Genomic DNA, 18,460 nt, shown 5'->3' on the forward strand with positions numbered 1-18,460 from the left:
CGCTGCCGCACGGGCCCCTACCTTGGAAGGGTTTCCCGCTCCACAACGCACAGCGCGAAAGGTGGTCAACGGTGGCTACGCGCAAGGAGATCGACGGCTCGGCGGGCGTCCCGCAGTTCTACGGCAAGGAGCTCCGCTACCAGCGGGAGAAGGCCGGGATGACCCTGGAGAAGCTGGCGGAGGGCAGCTTCTACGGCATCTCGCTCCTCAGCGAGATCGAACACGGCAACCGCAGCATCCCCCTGGACCTCGCCCAGCACGCGGACCAGGTATTCGGCACGGACGGCTACTTTTCACGCTGCTGCGACGACGTGCAGAAGTCCAGGCGCAAAGGCCATGCGGAGTACTTCGAGCGCGTATTGGAAGCAGAGAAGCACGCCGAGTCCATCGAGGAGTGGTCACCAGGCGTCTTCCCTGGCCTGCTCCAGACGGAGGCATACGCACGGGCCGTGATCTGCGCCGAGCGGCTACCCGAACTTCCGGAAGAAACCGACGAGAAGGTCAATGGACGGCTGGCACGTGCACAACTTTTCGAAGCCGACCACCGAACCCCGCAGTACTGGGCGATCCTGCCCGAGTCCCTGTTGTGGATGCCGATCCTGCCACCGCAGCAGATGGCCGAGCAGCTCGACCACATTGCCGCCCTCATCAGGAGGGGCCGGATCTTTACACAAATCCTTCCGTGGAACACGGGAGCGCATGCCTTGATGCTGAGCAACGCCATGGTGCTGGACTTCACGGACGCCCCTCCGCTGGTCTACATGGAGGGCCAGCACCACGGAAACACCGTCGACGATCCGGCCCTCGTGAAGCAGTATCGGAGGTCGTACGATCTCTTGAGGGCCGCCGCCTCGCCGCCGGGGGCGTCCCTCACCATGATCGAGGAAGCGGCAGAGGACTACCGGAATGGTGCTCAACCACTTCGACTTGAACGCCGTTACCTGGCGTAAGAGCAGCCACAGCAACTCCTCCGGTGGCAACTGCCTCGAAGTCGCGGACGGGCACCCCGGCATTGTCCCCGTCCGCGACTCCAAGCGCCCCGAGGGGCCCGTGCTCATCGTGAACGCGTCCGCGTGGACCCCGTTCGTGGAGTCCGTCAAGGTTTCCTGATGGGCGAACCGGACCGGATTCGCATCGCATGGGACCGGATCGAGGCATGGCTGCACCGGCATGCTCCGCGGACGCTGGAAACGCTGAACAGCCCGGCCGGTGAAGGCGAGATACGCGAGGCGGAGCGAGTGCTCGGCCTGCGGTTCCCGCCCGGCCTGGTGGCGTCCTTGCGACGGCACAACGGAGCCCGCGGCCAACTGGCGGGCGAGGAGCTGAATCCGGCCGCGTTCTGCCTGCCCTCCGAGCATCGCCTTCTCTCCGTGTCGGAGATCGTCGCCCAAACGCTCCTGCTGCGCTCCGCGCAGGGCAGCGACAACGGGGGCGGCGAATGGTGGGACACGGGCTACGTACAGGTCGCCTCGTACGACGTCACGACCGATGGCACGGTCGTCGACTGCCGGGACACCAGCGCCTGCGGCCGAGCCGGAGAGTTCTCCCGCACGGGCGGCACCTCCTTCACCGGCCCCGCCGATCTCGGCGCGCTCCTCACCGCTGCCGCCGAGGCCCTTGAGAGCGGGCAGGGAACACTGATCGACCTGAACGAGGAAGAGGTCGACGAGAGCGATCCGGACGCCGCGCCGCTCCAGGAACGAGCGGTGATCTGGGACTGACCCCCGCCCGACTCACCGACGTTGTCCGACCTGCCTGCGATGATCGTGCGCCCCCTGCCCCGCAGAGCCAGTACGCCCCGGACGAACAGAGTGCCCGTACGCCGATTTCCCGGGGGTGGGGCGAGCACGGCCGCCGACACGTCCACGTAGCCGTGTTCCTTGAGGATCAGCGCCCATACGTCGGGTTCGCAGTCCCACCGCCTGACGACAGCGGGGTCCTCTTCGGGCCCGCACCCGAGGCCAAGCACACTCTCTCCGGGTTCGAGGCCGAGCACCCGGCCCCGGGGCCGGACCGCCGGAACCGAGGCCGGTACGGTCCGGAAACCACCGACACGCGATACTTTCCGTTATGCCCGAGATCAAGGCCGTCCCCCCTTCCCGGGCTGCCGCCCCGCGGCCGGCTTCCGTGTCCCGTTCACTGAAGGTTTCGCTCCGCAGCGCCGCGCCCGCGCTGCTGGGCTATGTCGCCGTACGGCTCACCGGCCTCGTGATTCTGCTGGTCACCGCCGCCGCCACCGGCAAGGACGGGATGCACCGGCTGACGGGGCGCTGGGACTCCGTCTGGTACCAGCGGATCGCCGAGCACGGATACGGCTACGAGGTCCGGCTCCCGGACGGCGCCCTCCACTCGGATCTGGCCTTCTTCCCGCTCCTGCCCGCGCTGGAGCGGGGACTGTCCGCCCTGGTCCCGCCCCTCGGTGTGGCCGGTGCGGGGCTGGTGGTCTCGTGGCTCGCCTCGCTCGTCGCCGCCTGGGGCATCTTCGCCGTGGGGGCGCGGCTGTACGGGCGGCGGGCGGGCGTGCTGCTGGCCGTGCTCTGGGGGGTGTACCCGACGGCGTTCGTGCAGTCCATGGCGTACACCGAGACGCTGTTCACGGCGCTGGCGGCCTGGGCGCTGTACGCCGTTCTGACCGACAGGTGGATCACGGCGGGCGTGCTGTGCGCCGGGGCCGGGCTCACGCGGCCGGTCGCGGCGGCGCTGATCGCGGCGATCGGCGTCACCGCGGTGTGGCGGCTGGTCACCGCGCGGGGCGGAGGCGCACCGTTCCGGACGCACTGGCGGATGGTGGTGGGCGCGTGCCTGGCCCCGCTGGGCTGGCTGTCGTACATCGTCTTCGTGGCCGTGCGCGAGGGGCACCCGTTCGCGTACTTCGACGTCCAGGCGGGCTGGAACAACCGGATCGACGGAGGGGCGGCGCTGGCCGCGTTCGTGGCGGAACAGTTCGGCCGCAACGTCTTCGCCGGGCTCGGACTGTGCGCGGCCTTCGCCTTCCTCTTCTGGGTGGTGCGGCTGTGCGTACGGCAACGGCCGCGCCAGCCGCTGCCCGTGATCACCTACTGCCTCGTGGTGGTCGTGATCTCGCTGATCGGGTCCGGCTACTTCGGCTCCAGGCCCCGGCTGATGATGCCCGCGTTCCCCTTGCTGCTGCCCGCCGCGGTGGCCCTGGCGGGCCTCCGGCGACGGATGGTTCCGGCGGCGGCCGTCGTGGGCGTGGCGGCGCTCGCGTCGGGGGTGTACGGGGCCTTTACGCTGCTCGGTTCCGGTCCTCCGTAACGCGGTCACCAACTCCTCGGCTCTCCGGTTTCCTGGTTCTCCGGTTTCCTGGTTCTCCGGTTCCCCGGCTCTCCGGTTCTCCGACTCCTCAGCCCTTCGACTCCCTACACTTCGCCATGTGCCTGACAGCAGCGGCACTGCTCCACTCCCGCGAACGGCACATCCGAAGGGACGATCGGCGCATGGCGAAGCCCGAGAGCACGGGGCCCGAGAGCACGGAACCCGACTACGACGTCGTCATCAGCGGGTCCGGCCTCGCCGGCAGTGCCGCGGCGGTCCTGCTCGCCCGGCGCGGTGCCCGTGTCGCGCTGCTGGAACGCCGCTCGGACCCCGAGGCGTACAAGGTGCTCTGCACCCACTCCATCACGGCCAATGCCCACCCCGTGCTGGCCGAACTCGGCCTCGTCCCCGATCTCGAAAAGGCGGGAGCCGTTCGCAACGACGCCCGTTGGTACACCCGTTGGGGATGGATCGAGCCGAATGCCGCTTTCACGGGCCCTGAGCTGCCGCACGGGTACAACATCCGGCGCAGCGTTCTCGACCCGTTGATCAGGTCCCGTGCCGCGGAGACCCCCGGCGTCGATCTGCTCCTCGGCCACCGGGTGACCGGGCTGGTCCGGGAAGCCGGGCGGACCGTGGGGGTGCGGGCGGCGACGCCCCGGGGCGAGCGCGAGATCCGGGCCCGGCTGGTGGTCGGCGCCGACGGCAAGGACTCGGCCGTGGCGAAGTTCGCCGAGGTGCCCGGTCGGGTGCACGAGAACGCGCGGTTCGGCTACCTCGCGCACTTCCGGAACCTTCCGCTGCACGGCGGGATCGGCCAGACCTGGTTCCTCGAACCCGACATGGCGTACGCGTTCCCGAACGACGACGGGGTGACGGTCCTCGCGGTGATCTTGGACAAGAAGCGGCTGCCGGCCTTCAAGGAGGACCTGGAGGGCAACTTTCTCGACTTCGTCCGCGCCCTGCCCGAGGCCCCGCCCATCGACTCCGCCGAACGCATCACCAAGTTCATCGGCACGGTCGACTATCCGCTCCACAGCCGCAGGGCGACCGCCCCGGGCGTCGCGCTCATCGGCGACGCCGCCCTGACCGGCGACCCCCTGTGGGGCGTGGGATGCGGGTGGGCCCTGCAGTCCGCGCAGTGGCTGGCGGAGGCGGTCGCACCGACCGTGACCGGGCCGCAGGGCGGCCTCGACAAGTCGCTCGCGACGTACGCACGCAAGCACCGGCGCCGCTTGGGCGGCCACCAGCACCTGGCCGCCGACTACGCCAGGTCCCGCCCGTTCAACCCCATGGAACGGCTGATGTTCTCGGCGGCGGCGCGCGACACGGCGCTGGCACGGCACATGTACCTGTTCGCGGCCCGCCTGATCGGCCCGCTGCGTTTCCTGAACCCCGCAGCAGTCGCCAGGGCCCTGGTCGTCAACGCCAGGCACCGCTGACGACGGCCGCGCGCGAGGGCAGGCCGTCCCGCAAGTCGAACGTGTCGCCCTTCTTGGCCTTCGTGCTTGCCGGGCAGGGCGGCGCGTGGCCGCCGGGCAGGGCTGCGCGCGGGCCTCAGGGATTCATCGCGGCCCGGTCGGACTCGCTGCGGAGAACGCAGAATTCGTTGCCCTCGGGGTCGGCCAGGACCGCCCAGCCGGAGCCGTCGGGATTCCGGTGGTCGGCGACAAGGGTGGCACCGATCCCCAGCAGCCGTTCCACCTCCTGTTCGCGCGAGGTCTCGGGGCGCAGGCACAGATGGATCCGGTTCTTGATCTCCTTGGGCTCGGGCACCTGGTTGAAGTACAGCACCGGCCCCTCGGCCAGCAGCACCTGAGTCTCCCGGTCGCCCGGCCCGGCCTCCGGATCCAGTGGACGGCCGGTCACCCTGCTCCAGAACCGGGCCAGCCCGTAGGCATCCGCACAGTCGATCGCCACGTTCTGCACTACCGAAACCATGCGGGCCAGCCTTCCCGAATTCCGCTCCGAACGCCATGGATCGGCTCGCCGCCGTCCTCGGGGTGATGGATCCGCTCGCGGCCGACCGGTTGACTGCCCGACCAGCTGACCGCCCGACCGGCCAACTGCCCCACCGGGCCGTCTCTTTCGGATCATCGACCGGCATACTGGGCGCCATCCAAAGTACGGCCGGAAGCAGACAGCGTGAAACCCGACATACTTCGCATCGGCGCAAGCCTTGCAGCTGCCGCCGTGACGGCACTCGCCCCGTCCTCTTGCGGGGCGGGCAAGCCCGTGGCCACTCCAAAAGCCGTAACTCATTCCGAATTGGTCGGCCGATGGGACGGGGAGCGAAAATGCGGATCGCCGATACTTCGACTACGTGACGATTACACTTTTTCCAGCAAAGACTTTCCAGTCCAGTGGGACGGCCCCGTGCCGGACGCGCAGGTGACACGCCGTTCATCCGACGGGAAATGGCATGGGGTCAACAAAGACCCCGGCCTGCCCCCCTATCTGGTACTCAGTTTCAAGAATCACAACGACATCCAGATTCTGCATTTCTTTTTGGAGCACGGAGAGCTGCAGATGGATGGGACTGTCCACGCGGACGGAGGGGATCCCTATCCCTACCCATGTCACTACAAACGCACTTCTGTCGACCCCGAGGCCTGAGGGCCGACCGGCCGGCCGTGCGAAGTAGACCCCCGTCCTTCTTCGCACCGGCCCCCGGCAGCAGCCCGGAGGACCCGGGCTCGGCAACAACTCTGATGCGCCAACTTCCGTACGGCCAGAGCTGCTGGCCGATCTGGGCCCGTGTGGGACATTCCATGCCCTGACCTGCGAGGACGTACCCTCTGGGGACACAATCGTGGGACGATGGTCCGTGGCCGACACACCACGGCTTCTTCTGCGTGGCCGCGATGCCGCATTATTTATGGCATCGGCCGCAAGCATCGGGGGGAATCCGCATGCCGCGATGGAAAGAGCTGCCCGCAGAGATCTCCGACAACGAACGTCAGCTGCTCGTCCAGCTGCGCAGGTTGAAGGACCACAGCGATTTGAGCCTGGCCGCCCTCGCGGGCCGGACCAGTTACAGCCGTTCCTCGTGGGAGCGGTACCTGAACGGGAAGAAACCCGTACCGCGCACGGCTGTTGAAGAACTGGCCCGGGTCTGCGGTACGGAGCCGACGCGGCTCCTCGTGCTGTACGACGTCGCCGAACGGTCCCGCGTCAAGGCACCCGCGCCCGAGGCCGGTTCCACAACCGGGCCCACAACCAGGCCCACCACCGGGCGTACAGCCGACCGTACGGACGCCCCCTCGTCGTCCCCGGAGACCGGGCCCGAGAACGAGACCGAGCAGGGAGAGAGCCAGGAGACGGCGTCGGTGTCGGTACCGGCTCCGGTGTCTGAGCAGCCTGGGCGGCCCGGACGTACGGTGCCGCTGGGACGGGTGCTCGCCGTGGTGGTCCTGGCCGTCGCCGTGTCCTTCGGGGCCGGACTGCTGACGGGGCGGACGTGGGGCGACGACGCCCCGGCAAAGAGGACCGGGCCCGTGGCGGCCGGCACGGGGTATCTGCGCGGCCAGACCTACGAGTGCACGGTGCAGCGGAAGGACGGCAGGCTGCGGGCGGGGCACAGCGACACCCGCGAGATGCTGCTCGACATCAACAGCACCGGTTTCGACGTGGTGGAGGCCCAGTGCCTGCTGCGTGAGAAGGGCTTCGACCCCGGGGTCTTCGACGGGCTGTACGACGAGCGCACCAAGGGGGCCGCGAAGAAGTTCCAACAGGCTCACCACCTGGTCGTCGACGGCATCATCGGCCCGGACACCTGGAGGGAGCTGCGCAGATGACTGCTTCCACCGTGGGCGGTCAACTGGCGGAGGAGCTCCGGGGCATCAGGGAACGGTCCGGGCTGAGCCTGGCCGCGCTGGCGGCCCGTACCCCGTACAGCAAATCGTCCTGGGAGCGGTACCTCAACGGGAAGAAGCCCGCCCCCCGCCAGGCGGTCGAGGCGCTGTGCGCGCTCACCGGGACGCCGCCCGGCCGGCTGCTGGCGCTCTGGGAACTGGCGGACGCCGAGTGGAGCGGCCGGGCGCGGCCCGTGTCCGTGCAGAAGCAGCCGGGGCAGCCGGGGCAGCCGAAGGTATCGCAGTCGGCGAAACAGCCGGGGAGCTCTGAGGAATCGGAGGAATCGGGGGGTCCCGCCGCCCCGTCCGCCTCCGGCGCCCGTGCGGGCGTGCGATGGTGGGCGGTCGTCGCGACCGTCGCGACCGCCGTCGGGGTGGTGGCGGCCGGTCTGGCCGTGTCCGACTCCCCCGGCGGGGAGCCGGGCGCCGGGCGACCCACCGCCGTCACGGAGCCGCCCGTACGCAACCCCGGGTGCAGGGCCGACGGCTGCGAGGGCAAGAACCCCGTGGCCATGGGCTGCGGCGGGGCCGGCATGATCACCACCCTCGCCACCCACACCGCCTCCGGCGGGCGGCGCCTGGAGCTCCGCCATGCCGAGCTGTGCCGCACCCTGTGGGTACGCACCACGGGGCTGCTGCCGGGCGACCGGGTCGAGCTGTCCCTGCCGACCGGGCACACCCAGCAGGTCACGGCTGTGGGAGGCCGCGACGCCGGACAGTACCTGGCCACCCCGATGGCCGCAGGTGACAGCAAGGCGGGCGCCAGAATCTGCCTGAAGGTACCGGGCAGCCGCCCCGAATGCTTCACCGGCTGAACCCAGGCGTCGAAAGAGAACAAGGAGAGCAAGGAGAACACCGGAGTGCCGACGGCGCCGGGCCCGAAGACCCGGAGACCCGGAGGCCCGAAGACCCGAAGGCTCGAAGATCCGGCGCCCCGGCACCGTCGGCTCAGCCGCTCAACGCGAACTCAGGATTCGCGAACTCAGGGGCCGCGAACTCAAGGGCCGCAGCCCAGAAGTCGCGGACCCAGGAGTTGTCGCGGACTCAGGAATTGCAGTACCGCGCCAGCGCGGCCTTGGTCCCCGCCCCGGCAATTCCGTCGATCTTGCCCTTGTAGCCCCAGTTGGCCTTCAGCCAGCGCTGCATGGCCTTCACCGTGTTGCTGCCGACGATCCCGTCGATCTTGTCCTTGTAACCCCACTGCTTGAGGAAGCGCTGCATCGCCTTCCAGCTCTCGGTGCCGAGCTGACCGTCGATCTTGCCCTTGTAACCCCAGTTGGCCTTCAGGTCGCGCTGGAGCCTCTTGGCCTGGGTGGTGTTGAGGCCCATGTTGTTCACCGCCAGCGGAGTGACGGCGTCGGCGCTCGCCACCGCCTGCGTGGGCTGCCCGGTCGCCGCGAAGCTGGTGCCCGCGGCGGCCACGCCCCCTCCGGCGATCGCGACGGCGGTGGTGATGCCGACGAACACCCGCGTCATGTTTCGCATGTCCCTTTTCCCTCCCATTGGAGCGATCCGACCGACCTGGCCGGCTCTGCGACAAGACTGCGGGGCGGGAAGGAGGGGCGGCCACAGCCACCGGGAAAGTGACGCGCTCACGGGACGTCCCACCCACTGACCTGCGGAGACGTCGTTCGCGGTGAGAGTGCGGCGGGACGGTGGGACGGCGGGACGAATGCGGCAGATCGGATTCCGCCCCTCCCCTCGTCGCCGTACCGCGCACCCACGGCGAAAGGGTGCGCCCGGCCTCCCGGACACACCCTCTCGTCATTCGTCAGACAACGCGCAGAAGCACGGGGCCGGAGCCGGGGCCGAAGCCGGGGCTGCGGAACACGTCAGCGGTTGCGAGGCTCGCGCATGTCGCCCGTGGTGCCACGGGCCTTGTCCTGCGCCTTGCCACGGCCTTGTCGCGACGCGTCCTGAGCCCGCCCGGACGCGTCCTGCGTCCGCTCGCGGCCCTCTTCGCGGCCTTCGCCCATCTTCTGCTTCGCCTGGTCGGCGAGCTCCTGCGCCTTGTCCTTGAACTGGTCGGCGATACCCATGCCGTTCACTCCTCGTGAGTACGTGGGGGACGGTCCGTGAGGACCTCGACCAGATTCTCAGGACCCGGCTCGGGGCGCATGTCGATCAGTCACTCTGCGTGCGCGCCGCCCTCGCGTCCTGGTCGGCCGCGCCCCCGGCGCCCACGAGCCCCTTGCTCACGCCCTCCAGCCGCGACCCGAACTTGCGGACCTCCCGCTGTCCGACGACGCCTATCACCGAGGGCAGGTAGCCCCGCACGGACTGCATCCCGCGCAGCCACCACTGCGCGTACACGTGCGGGGAACGGCGCTCGATGCCGGCCACGATCCGGTCGACCGCGGGGCCCAGCGGGTACGTGCGGTTCGCCGGCCAGGGCAGTCGCTGCCGCAACTCCCGCATCACGTCGTCCTGGTCGGCGCCCCGCACCATGTCCGTGTCGGTCCACGACAGGTAACCGACCCCGACCTTCACCCCGCGGTAGCCGACCTCGGCCCGCAGGCTGTGGGCGAACGCCTCCACGCCCGACTTGGACGCGCAGTACGCGGTCATCATCGGCGCCGGGGTCATCGCGGCGAGCGAGGCGATCTGGAGGAAGTAGCCGCGGCTCTCCATCAGCACCGGCAGGAACGCCCGCCCCGTCACCGCGCCACCGATCAGGTTGACCTCGATGACCCGTCGCCACGCCTCGGGGTCCGAGTCGACGAACGGACCGCCCGCGGCGACACCGGCGTTGGCGACGACGACGTCGATCTTTCCGAACCGCTCCTTCACCTCCTGGGCGACGCGTGCCATCGCCTCGTGGTCGGTGACGTCCGCGAACCAGTGGTCGCTCTCCGCGTGCAGCCGCTCGGAGACCTTCTTCAGCTCGTCCGGCTCCAGGCCGACCAGCGCGAGCTTCGCACCGCGCGCCGAGAGCTTGCGGGCCAGCAGTTCGCCCACGCCGCGCGCCGCGCCCGTGACGACGACGACCTGTCCTTCGAGACTCCGCCTGCCGCTCATGCGACCTCCTCCTTCTCGGCCGTGCCGTCCGTGTCCGTGCCCGCGCCCGTATCCATGCCCGCGCCTGTGCCCGTATCCATGCCCGTGTCCGCGCTCGCCGCCGCTGTCGTCCCGGCCGCCGGAAGGTACGCGGCGACGAGCTCCCGGAGCTTTGCCGTGACCGCCTCCGGCGCCTCGACCGGCGTCATGTGTCCCATACCCGTCAGCTCGGTGAGCCCCAGCCCCTCGGGCAGCGCCGCCACGATCGCCCGTGCGTGCCCGAGCGGCGTCAGCCGGTCCTCGGTGCCCGCGATCACCGCCGTGGGCACCCGCAACTCCCGTACGCCCGCGTCGAGATCGAGGTCCGCGAGGACGTGCCCCCAGGCAGCCCTGGCCTTCCTCGGGCACGCGTGCACGATCCGGGCACAGGTCTCCACGCGCTCCGGGGCCGACCCCGGTCCCATCGTGGCGTACTTGAGCACCCGCCGGGTAATCGGAGTGACGGGCCCCAGCGGGGCCGACGCCACGAGGATCGCGCGGTGCAGCCGGGTCCGGAGCGCCCCGGCCCGCATCGGCACCACGACCGAATCGGCGGCCAGCCGCGAGCTCCCGGTGCTGCACAGCAGTACGGCGGCGGCGTGCTCGCGCAGCCCGGGGCGCCGGGCCGCGGCCATGATCGTCATGCCACCCATGGAGTGCCCGGCGAGCACAGCCTTCTCCCCCGGTGCGAGGGTGGCGGCCAGTACCGCTTCGAGGTCGTCGGCGAGGGCGTCGGTGCCGTATCCGCCGCGGTCGACCGCGGGCGAACCGCCGTGGCCCCGCTGGTCGTAGACGACGACCCGGTGGTCCGCCGCGAGGGCCCTGGTCTGCGCGTCCCAGAAGCGGGTGCTGCACGTCCAGCCGTGTGCGAGGACCACGGCGGGGGCCCCGTCCGGGCCGTGCACCTCGACGTGGATGCGGGCGCCGTCGGCGGAGCGGACGGTGAGTTCGCGCGCGGGCACCGGAGGCGCGCCGTCGCGCCGCAACAGCCGGCTCATCCCGCGACCTCCTCGGCAACGGCCTTCCCAGCGGTCTGCTCCCCGGCAGCCGGCTTCTCCGCGCCCACGGAGCCACCCGCCGAGCCGTTCGCGGCGGCCGTCCGCTTCGGGGCCCGTACGACCTCGTACTCCGAGAGGTCCACCGACCTCGTCACCCTGCGGAACTCGGAGGTGGTGCCCGGCCAGACCGTGGTGTTGCGCCCGTTGGCGTCCAGGTACCAGCTGTTGCAGCCGCCGGTGTTCCACACGGTGCGCTTCATCCGCTCCTGGACCCGGCGGTTCCACGCGCCGAGCGCCGAGGGCCGTGCGTCGAGGGCGACGCGTCCGCCCAGCACGTTCAGCTGGCGCAGGTAGTCGGCCATGTAGTTCAGCTGGGCCTCGATCATCAGGATCATCGAGGAGTTCCCGAGCCCGGTGTTGGGGCCGATGATCGTCATCCAGTTGGGGAAGCCCGAGACGCTCGCCCCGCGCAGCGCCTGCACGCCGTCCTTCCAGGACTCGGCGAGCGTGATGCCGTCCGCGCCGATCACGCGCTCGGCGATCGGCATGTCGGTGACGTGGAAGCCGGTGCCGAAGACGATCGCGTCGACCTCGGCCTCCGTGCCGTCCGAGGCGACGACGGTGGAGCCCCGCACCTCGGCCAGGCCGGAGGCGACCACGTCCACGTTGGGCTGCGCGAGCGCCGGATAGTACGTGTTGGAGAGCAGGATGCGCTTGCAGCCGATGCGGTACGAGGGGATCAGCTTGGCGCGCAGCTCCGGGTCCTTGATGGACCGTGCCATGTTGGCCTTGGCTATCTTCTCGACCAGACCCAGCTCGCCGGGGTGCTTGGTGAAGGCGCTGACCTGCAACTCCCGTATACCCCAGAGCAGTCCGCGGCGGGCGGTGCCGGTGGCGGGGACCGCGCGGTGCAGCCAGCGCTCGGCGCCGCTGATCTTGCGGTCCATGCGCGGCATGACCCAGGGCGGGGTGCGCTGGAAGAGCGTCAGCCTGCCGACCCGGGGCTGGATCGCGGGCACGATCTGGATGGCGGAGGCGCCCGTGCCGATCATCGCGACGCGTTTGCCGGCCAGATCGGCGTCGTGGTCCCAGCGGGCCGAGTGGAAGACCTTGCCGGGGAAGTCGGCGAGACCGGGGATGTCCGGCATCTTCGGGTCGGAGAGCGGCCCGCTCGCGGAGACGACGAAATCGGCGGTGAGCGTGGCCCCGTTCGCCGTCTCGATGACCCAGTGCAGCTCGTCGCGGTCCCAGCGCATGACTGTCACTTCATGGTTGAACCTGATGTGCGGGCGCAGCCCGAAGGTGTCCGCGACGTGCTCCAGGTAGGCGCGGATGTGCTTCTGCCCGGAGAAGGTGCGCGGCCACTCGGGGTTGGGCGCGAACGAGAACGAGTAGAGGTGGGACGGTACGTCGCAGGCGCAGCCCGGGTAGCTGTTGTCGCGCCAGGTGCCGCCGACGGAGTCCGCCCGTTCCAGGACGACGAAGTCGGTCATGCCTTCGCGGCGCAGCCGGACCGCGGCCCCGAGGCCCCCGAATCCGGATCCGATCACCGCCACCCGTACGTGCTCGTGCTGGGCCATGCTGCCGCCTCCTGCGGTACGTCACACGACTCTGCCAGCAATCACTGGCATAGTTGGGAGAGTAGAACAGCTCCGTACCGATGGGTAGGGGTACGGCGAGGGAAAGTTACCGGCGGTACAACATAGGGTTCGGCTGTGGCTGAAGGACACGAGCACCGTGAATACCGCATGGAGGAGCTGGCCAGGGAAGCCGGCATCCCCGTGCGGACCGTGCGCTTCTACCGGGAGCGCGGGCTGATCTCGCCGCCCCGCAGGGAGGGGCGCATCGCCTGGTACGACGACCATCATCTCGCCCGGCTGCGCACCATCACGGGCCTGCTGGAACGCGGCCACACCCTCACCGGGATCGCCGATCTCGCCCGTACCTTCGAGAGCGGCCGGGACGTCGCCGAGGTGCTGGGCCTGGGCGAACCGACCGAGGAGACGCCGGTCCGCCTGACCCCCGAACAGCTCGCGGACTACTTCGAGGGCGAGACCAGCGCCGAGAACCTCGCCACCGCCCTCGACCTCGGCTATCTCGCCACCGACGGCGACGAGATCGTCCACATCAGCCGCCGCCTGCTGGACGTGTCGTCCGAGCTGGTGCGGGAGGGCGTGCCGCTCGCCACGGTGCTCGCGGCGGGGCGCCGGGTGCGCGAACACGCGGACGCGCTCGCGGAACTCTTCGTGAACGTCCTGCGGGACCACAGCGACGAGGCCGAGCCGCCCCAACTCCGGCCGCTGGCACGGGCAGTGGTGGACGCCGAGCTGTCCATGGCGCTGGACCGACGGCTGCGCCGGGAAAGCGCCGGCGAACAGCCGCAGGCCCCCGCTTCCTGAACGTCGTACCCCGCTTCCCGGGGGCCGCGCCCCTCACCGTCGAACCCCGGCCGCTGAACCCTGTTCTTGATCGCACGCCGGAATACTGCCCGGCCCGAACCGCCCCGCACGCCCTCCAGTTCGCACGATCTACTGTTCGCACGATCCACCGTTCGAAGCCCCGGCCCGCACACGGTCCGCACATGGCCCGCACCCGGCCGGGACTCCGGCGCACGGGCGGCCCGGGGTCAGTGCTCGAACACCACCGTCACGGGCGCGTGGTCGCTCCACCGCTCGCCGTGCGTGGCGGCCCGCTCGACCAGGCCCTTCACCGCGAGAGCGGCCAGTCCCGGCGTGGCCACCTGGTAGTCGATCCGCCAGCCCGTGTCGTTGTCGAAGGCCCGCCCCCGGTAGGACCACCAGGAGTACGGCCCCTCCACGTCGGGGTGCAGCGCCCGTACGACGTCGACGTACCCGGCCTCGTCGAAGACCCGGGTCAGCCACTCCCGCTCCTCGGGGAGGAAGCCGGAGTTCTTCTTGTTGGCCTTCCAGTTCTTCAGGTCGGCCTCCTCGTGGGCGATGTTCCAGTCGCCGCAGACCACCACCTCGCGCCCGTCGGCGGCGGCCCGCTCCTTCAGCCCCTTCAGATAGGGCAGGAACGCGGCCATGAATCGTTCCTTCTCCTCCTGCTTCTCCGTGCCGACCTCGCCGGAGGGCAGATAGAGGCTCGCGACCGTGACGCCGGGCAGATCGATCTCGACGTAACGGCCGCTCGCGTCGAACTCCTCGCTCCCGGCGACCCCGAAGCCGCCGAACCCGATCTGCACCCGCTCGGGCGCCCGGCGCGTGTAGAGGGAGACACCGGCCCGGCCCTTGGCGGCGGCCGGCGCGTGCACGGTGTGCCAGCCCTCGGGGTCACGCACCTCGTCGGGGAGCTGCTGCGGCTCGGCCCGCACCTCCTGCAGGCAGATCACATCGGCTTCGGTACGGGCCAGCCACTCGACGAAGCCCTTCTTGGCGGCGGCACGGAGCCCGTTTACATTGACCGTGGTGACAGTGAGCATTCCGGCACGATACCGACATCGACCGCCTGCATACATGTACCATTTTTCGCATGAATATCCAGCCTCGGCCCTTCGACCACCCCGACGCCGTCAAACTCAATGACCAGGTGCAGCTCGAATACGCCGAGCGGTACGGCGACGAGGGCGATGTCACACCGCTCGACGCGTCGATGTTCGAGCCGCCGAACGGCCTGTACCTCCTCGCCTACGACGCTCAGGACCGCCCCGTCGCCACCGGCGGCTGGCGCGCCCAGGACCGCAACGACCAGGGCTACTCGGACGGCGACGCCGAGCTCAAGCGGATGTTCGTGATACCCGAGGGCCGCGGCAACGGACTGGCCCGCCGCATCCTGGCCGCCCTGGAGGACGACGCACGGGCGGCGGGCCGCATCCGCATGGTGCTGGAGACCGGGGACAGGCAGCCCGAGGCGATCGCGCTGTACACGTCCAGCGGGTACACCCCGTGCGAGAAGTTCGGTCACTACCGCATGTACGAGAGCAGCCGCTGCTACGCCAAGCCGCTGCGCTGAGGAGAGCCCGCCGCACCGGGACTCCCCCACCCCGGCCCCGCACGGCAGCGGCCCCAACGGCCTTGCGTTGAAGTGCACTTCAACAAGCACACTCCCTCTCGTGGCCACCGAACGACGGCGGTCGCACCCGGGAGGGGACAGTCATGAAGTACCGCACCATCGGAACGAATCCCGCCACCCGCCGAGAGGTGAGCGTCCTCGCACTCGGCGCGATGCTTTTCGGTTCGGTGACCGACGAGAAGACCTCGTTCGCCATCCTGGACCACTTCGTCGAGGCGGGCGGCACCTTCATCGACACCTCCGACAACTACGCCTTCTGGGTCGACGGCGGCCTCGGCGGCCAGAGCGAGCGGCTGCTCGGGAAGTGGCGGCGCAGCCGCGGCATCGGCGACGAGATCGTCATCGCCACCAAGCTGGGCGCCGCCCCGCTCGCCCCCGGCACCGGCTTCCTCGACAACCCGGAAGGGCTCTCCGCGAAGGCGGTCCGCGAGGCCGCCGACCGCAGCCGGGAACGGCTCGGGGTGGACAAGCTGGACCTGCTCTACGCACACATCGAGGACCGGACCGTCCCGCTCCGCGAGACCGTCGAGGCGTTCGGGGAGCTGACGACCGAGGGGACGGTCGGGCTGCTCGGCGCCAGCAACCACGCCATCTGGCGGGTGGAGCGCGCCCGGACGCTCGCAGCGGCGGCCGGAGTGCCCGGCTACGAGGTGCTCCAGTACCAGCACAGCCACCTCCGCCCCCGGTACGACGTACCCGGCCCGCTCTTCCGGGACGGCAGCCTCGGCCACGCCGGACCCGAACTGCTCAGCTACCTGCGCGCCGAGCCCGCCCTGACCCTGGTCGCGTACTCCCCGCTGCTCGCCGGCGCGTACACCCGCGCCGACAAGCCGGTCCCCGACGACTACGACCACCCCGGCACCCCCGCCCGGCTCGCGGTGCTGCGCGAGGTCGCCGCCGAGACCGGAGCCGGCCTCAACCAGGTCGTCCTGGCCTGGCAGATCGGCAGCCGACTGCCCGTCGTCCCGCTGGCCGGGGCGTCGTCGGTGGCACAACTGAAGGAGAACCTGGCGGCGGTCGACCTGGAACTGACGGACGACCAGCGGGCCCGCCTGGACGCCGCGCACTGATTTCCCGGGCCGTCCTCCTGCTCGGGGGGGGCTGGGAGACCGGGTGCCGGGCGGGGCCGGGGGACGGCCACCCCGCCCGGTACGCCGAAGAGCCCCTACCGGGCTGACCCAGTAGGGGCTCTTGCGTTGTTGTGGACCTGTGGGGATTTGAACCCCAGACCCCCTCGATGCGAACGAGGTGCGCTACCAGACTGCGCCACAGGCCCTTGCAACGAGTGAAACTCTAGCACCCCTGACGGGGTGCTCGGAAATCCGGTCCCCGCTGGTCAGCCGAGCCGGCGTCGCGGCCGGGTCCGGGCCGGGCTCATTCGTTGGCGGCGCGGGGCCGCTCCCCGTCCTCGTACTGGTCGAAGAGCGGGGTCCGGCCGCGGTCGCGGTTGCGGCGGGACTGGTTGGTGCGCTGCCGCGGCGCCGGTTCGACGGGGGGCGCCACGGGGTGCGAGGTGCCCGTCTGGGTGGGCTCCGCGGCACTGGAGCGGGCCGAGCTCCAGGTCTCCGGGTTGCCGACCTCGACGCCGCCCGTGGCGCGCGGGGCGACCGGAGCGGTGACATAGGTCGGCAGCGGGACCGGGACCGGCTCCCAGCTGTCGCCCTGGGTCCGGCCGCGTTCGCGCTGCTGGTCGACCCACTCCGCGTGGTCCGTCTGCTCGACCAGGGCGCGACGGCCGGCCTCCTGCGGGGAGACCGCGGACGCGGGCTCCGGCTCGGGGCTGCGCGCCTCGGGCTCCTCGTCGGGCTCGACGGGAGCCGTCGCCGTGGCCGGCTGGTGCCCGCGGTGGCGGTTCTCGCGCAGGTGCTGCGCCGCCACCTCGGCCCGTCGCCGGTCCATGGTGAAGGCGAACCGCCGCCGCTCCTGGGTCCGCAGATGCACGATGTACGCGCTCAGCAGCACGGCCGGGACCGCGGGTGCCCAGAGGAAGTGGAGGCCGCCGACCGCCGCCACGACCGCACCGAGGGTGAAGGCCAGGAAGAGGACGACGGTGGTGCGCCGACGGCGCGCGAGGACCTGGAGGCGCTGGGCCCGCCGGACACGCTCGACGTCGTCCGTCGCACCCTGCCGCGGGCGGGCGCGCCGCGCCGGAACCGGCTCGGCGTGCTTCTCGGTCGCGCGCTCGGGGTCGTGCGCCCGTGCCTCGGTATGGGCTTCGGGCGCGGCGAAGGCCCGGACGTCCACGGATTCCATTCGGTCCGTTTCGGCGTCCGGGTCGACGTCGGGCCCCGCCTCCTCGGCGGTGCGCTCCCGCAACTCCTTGGCATACCGGCGCTCCATACCCGCCCGTCCGGACAGCAGCCGGATGGCGGTGCTGAAGCGTTCGGTCGGACGGGCCTCGTTGAGCTCGTCCTGCCTGCGGAGCCACATCGGCACCAAGTAGGCGGCCCAGGCCCCGACGATGACTGCGTAGATGAGGCCGCTGCTGCTCACATCTCACACCGTAGAGGGGTTTGCGCGGAGGCATCCGCCAATTGGACCGGTGTGTCGCACGATCCGGCTGATATCAAGGACTTTTTTGTGATTGCCCGGATCACCCGTGGGGGTTTGCGCGCGCCCCGATGACCAACTGACGACCAATATCGAACACTTATTTTATTTTCCCTGATGTTCCAGGCCGTTTCCGGTGCCAGCGACGGAGCAACCCCTCGGGGACTTCCTCCGCGGTGAGCGCGTAGATCAGATGGTCGCGCCAGGCTCCGTCGATGTGGAGATATCGCGGACGCAGCCCCTCTTCGCGGAATCCCAGTTTCTCGACGACCCTTCGGCTGGGCCCGTTCTCCGGCCGAATGCACACCTCGATGCGGTGCAGTCCGACCGTGCGGAAGCAGTGGTCGACGGCGAGGGCGACCGCCGTCGGCATCACGCCCCGCCCGGCCACCTCCTGGTCGACCCAGTAGCCGACATGGCCCGAGCACATCGATCCCCAGGTGATCCCGGCGACCGTCAACTGGCCCACCAGACGGCCCCGGTACTCGATGGCGAAGGGCAGCATCCGGCCCGCGTTGGCCTCGGCGCGCAGATGCCGGATCATCTGACGGTACGTGGGGCGCCGGGCCACCGGGCCGCCCGGGGCCGGTGGCGGCACGGTCGCCTCCCAGGGGCGCAGCCACTCGCGGTTGCGCCGGTTGACCTCGCGCCACACGCGCTGGTCGCGCAGTTTGATCGGGCGCAGGACGACATCGCCGTCGCCGAGGACCACCG

The 18,460-nt window shown here is 70.6% G+C and carries 20 protein-coding genes and 1 tRNA gene; 11 read left to right on the forward strand and 10 right to left on the reverse strand.

All coding sequences use genetic code 11. The features are described 5' to 3' along the window. Positions 1-71 precede the first annotated feature (71 nt). The 5 genes from ACWCXX_RS13430 to ACWCXX_RS13450 all read left to right on the forward strand — a co-directional run bounded on the left by ACWCXX_RS13430 (position 72) and on the right by ACWCXX_RS13450 (position 4,718). Positions 72-950 carry a helix-turn-helix domain-containing protein gene (locus tag ACWCXX_RS13430; protein ID WP_451126577.1) on the forward strand — a complete coding sequence of 293 codons (879 nt, stop codon included), beginning with the start codon at positions 72-74 and terminating at the stop codon, positions 948-950. Beyond that, on the forward strand, positions 928-1,110 hold the full coding sequence (locus ACWCXX_RS13435) for a DUF397 domain-containing protein (protein ID WP_451126579.1): 183 nt from the start codon (positions 928-930) through the stop codon (positions 1,108-1,110). Before ACWCXX_RS13430 ends, ACWCXX_RS13435 begins: the two co-directional genes overlap by 23 nt. Continuing rightward, on the forward strand, positions 1,110-1,721 hold the full coding sequence (locus ACWCXX_RS13440; RefSeq protein ID WP_451126581.1) for a hypothetical protein: 612 nt from the start codon (positions 1,110-1,112) through the stop codon (positions 1,719-1,721). Before ACWCXX_RS13435 ends, ACWCXX_RS13440 begins: the two co-directional genes overlap by 1 nt. 349 nt (positions 1,722-2,070) lie before the next feature. Then, complete coding sequence (locus ACWCXX_RS13445; RefSeq protein ID WP_451126583.1) at positions 2,071-3,276, forward strand: glycosyltransferase family 39 protein; 1,206 nt, start codon at positions 2,071-2,073, stop codon at positions 3,274-3,276. 182 nt (positions 3,277-3,458) lie between these two features. Next, a complete protein-coding gene (locus ACWCXX_RS13450; protein WP_451126585.1) occupies positions 3,459-4,718 on the forward strand; it encodes an NAD(P)/FAD-dependent oxidoreductase in 1,260 nt (419 codons plus the stop codon). A 115-nt stretch (positions 4,719-4,833) separates the two neighbouring features. Here the strand turns inward: ACWCXX_RS13450 and ACWCXX_RS13455 are convergent, their stop codons facing one another. Next, on the reverse strand, positions 4,834-5,217 hold the full coding sequence (locus ACWCXX_RS13455; RefSeq protein WP_451126587.1) for a VOC family protein: 384 nt from the start codon (positions 5,215-5,217) through the stop codon (positions 4,834-4,836). 204 nt (positions 5,218-5,421) lie between these two features. On the opposite strand from ACWCXX_RS13455, the gene ACWCXX_RS13460 reads away from it, so the two are divergent. From ACWCXX_RS13460 to ACWCXX_RS13470, 3 genes are all read left to right on the forward strand, one after another. Further along, positions 5,422-5,892, forward strand: a complete 471-nt coding sequence (locus ACWCXX_RS13460; protein WP_451126589.1) for a hypothetical protein — start codon at positions 5,422-5,424, stop codon at positions 5,890-5,892. Positions 5,893-6,188: 296 nt separating this feature from the next. Then, positions 6,189-7,073 (forward strand): helix-turn-helix domain-containing protein, encoded by an 885-nt coding sequence (locus ACWCXX_RS13465; RefSeq protein WP_451126591.1) that lies wholly within the window; start codon positions 6,189-6,191, stop codon positions 7,071-7,073. Next, positions 7,070-7,945 carry a helix-turn-helix domain-containing protein gene (locus ACWCXX_RS13470; protein WP_451126593.1) on the forward strand — a complete coding sequence of 292 codons (876 nt, stop codon included), beginning with the start codon at positions 7,070-7,072 and terminating at the stop codon, positions 7,943-7,945. The genes ACWCXX_RS13465 and ACWCXX_RS13470 overlap by 4 nt, the downstream gene beginning before the upstream one ends. A gap of 229 nt (positions 7,946-8,174) precedes the next feature. Here ACWCXX_RS13470 and ACWCXX_RS13475 read toward each other — a convergent pair whose 3' ends face one another. The 5 genes from ACWCXX_RS13475 to ACWCXX_RS13495 form a co-directional block, all read right to left on the reverse strand. Continuing rightward, positions 8,175-8,615 (reverse strand): peptidoglycan-binding domain-containing protein, encoded by a 441-nt coding sequence (locus ACWCXX_RS13475; protein ID WP_451126595.1) that lies wholly within the window; start codon positions 8,613-8,615, stop codon positions 8,175-8,177. 347 nt (positions 8,616-8,962) lie between these two features. Beyond that, positions 8,963-9,169, reverse strand: a complete 207-nt coding sequence (locus ACWCXX_RS13480; RefSeq protein WP_451126597.1) for a hypothetical protein — start codon at positions 9,167-9,169, stop codon at positions 8,963-8,965. Between the two features lie 85 nt (positions 9,170-9,254). Beyond that, entirely contained in the window at positions 9,255-10,148 is an 894-nt protein-coding gene (locus tag ACWCXX_RS13485; protein WP_451126599.1) for an SDR family oxidoreductase, read from the reverse strand. Continuing rightward, entirely contained in the window at positions 10,145-11,164 is a 1,020-nt protein-coding gene (locus ACWCXX_RS13490; RefSeq protein ID WP_451126601.1) for an alpha/beta fold hydrolase, read from the reverse strand. The genes ACWCXX_RS13485 and ACWCXX_RS13490 overlap by 4 nt, the downstream gene beginning before the upstream one ends. Next, positions 11,161-12,744: a flavin-containing monooxygenase gene (locus tag ACWCXX_RS13495; RefSeq protein ID WP_451126603.1), complete on the reverse strand. Its 1,584-nt coding sequence runs from the start codon at positions 12,742-12,744 to the stop codon at positions 11,161-11,163. Before ACWCXX_RS13495 ends, ACWCXX_RS13490 begins: the two co-directional genes overlap by 4 nt. 168 nt (positions 12,745-12,912) lie before the next feature. On the opposite strand from ACWCXX_RS13495, the gene ACWCXX_RS13500 reads away from it, so the two are divergent. Beyond that, entirely contained in the window at positions 12,913-13,563 is a 651-nt protein-coding gene (locus tag ACWCXX_RS13500; RefSeq protein WP_451126818.1) for a MerR family transcriptional regulator, read from the forward strand. 227 nt (positions 13,564-13,790) lie between these two features. Here ACWCXX_RS13500 and ACWCXX_RS13505 read toward each other — a convergent pair whose 3' ends face one another. Then, complete coding sequence (locus tag ACWCXX_RS13505) at positions 13,791-14,606, reverse strand: exodeoxyribonuclease III (RefSeq protein ID WP_451126605.1); 816 nt, start codon at positions 14,604-14,606, stop codon at positions 13,791-13,793. A 50-nt stretch (positions 14,607-14,656) separates the two neighbouring features. On the opposite strand from ACWCXX_RS13505, the gene ACWCXX_RS13510 reads away from it, so the two are divergent. Both ACWCXX_RS13510 and ACWCXX_RS13515 read left to right on the forward strand, forming a co-directional pair. After that, on the forward strand, positions 14,657-15,136 hold the full coding sequence (locus ACWCXX_RS13510) for a GNAT family N-acetyltransferase (RefSeq protein WP_451126607.1): 480 nt from the start codon (positions 14,657-14,659) through the stop codon (positions 15,134-15,136). A gap of 143 nt (positions 15,137-15,279) precedes the next feature. Further along, a complete protein-coding gene (locus ACWCXX_RS13515) occupies positions 15,280-16,266 on the forward strand; it encodes an aldo/keto reductase (RefSeq protein ID WP_451126609.1) in 987 nt (328 codons plus the stop codon). Positions 16,267-16,398: 132 nt separating this feature from the next. Here the strand turns inward: ACWCXX_RS13515 and ACWCXX_RS13520 are convergent. The 3 genes from ACWCXX_RS13520 to ACWCXX_RS13530 form a co-directional block, all read right to left on the reverse strand. Then, positions 16,399-16,472 (reverse strand) — tRNA-Ala (locus tag ACWCXX_RS13520). A 98-nt stretch (positions 16,473-16,570) separates the two neighbouring features. After that, positions 16,571-17,689, reverse strand: a complete 1,119-nt coding sequence (gene sepX, locus ACWCXX_RS13525; protein WP_451126611.1) for a divisome protein SepX/GlpR — start codon at positions 17,687-17,689, stop codon at positions 16,571-16,573. A gap of 157 nt (positions 17,690-17,846) precedes the next feature. Next, entirely contained in the window at positions 17,847-18,458 is a 612-nt protein-coding gene (locus tag ACWCXX_RS13530; protein WP_451126613.1) for a GNAT family N-acetyltransferase, read from the reverse strand. Between the last annotated feature and the right edge of the window lie 2 nt (positions 18,459-18,460).

It is taken from the genome of Streptomyces sp. NPDC001732, assembly GCF_053596315.1.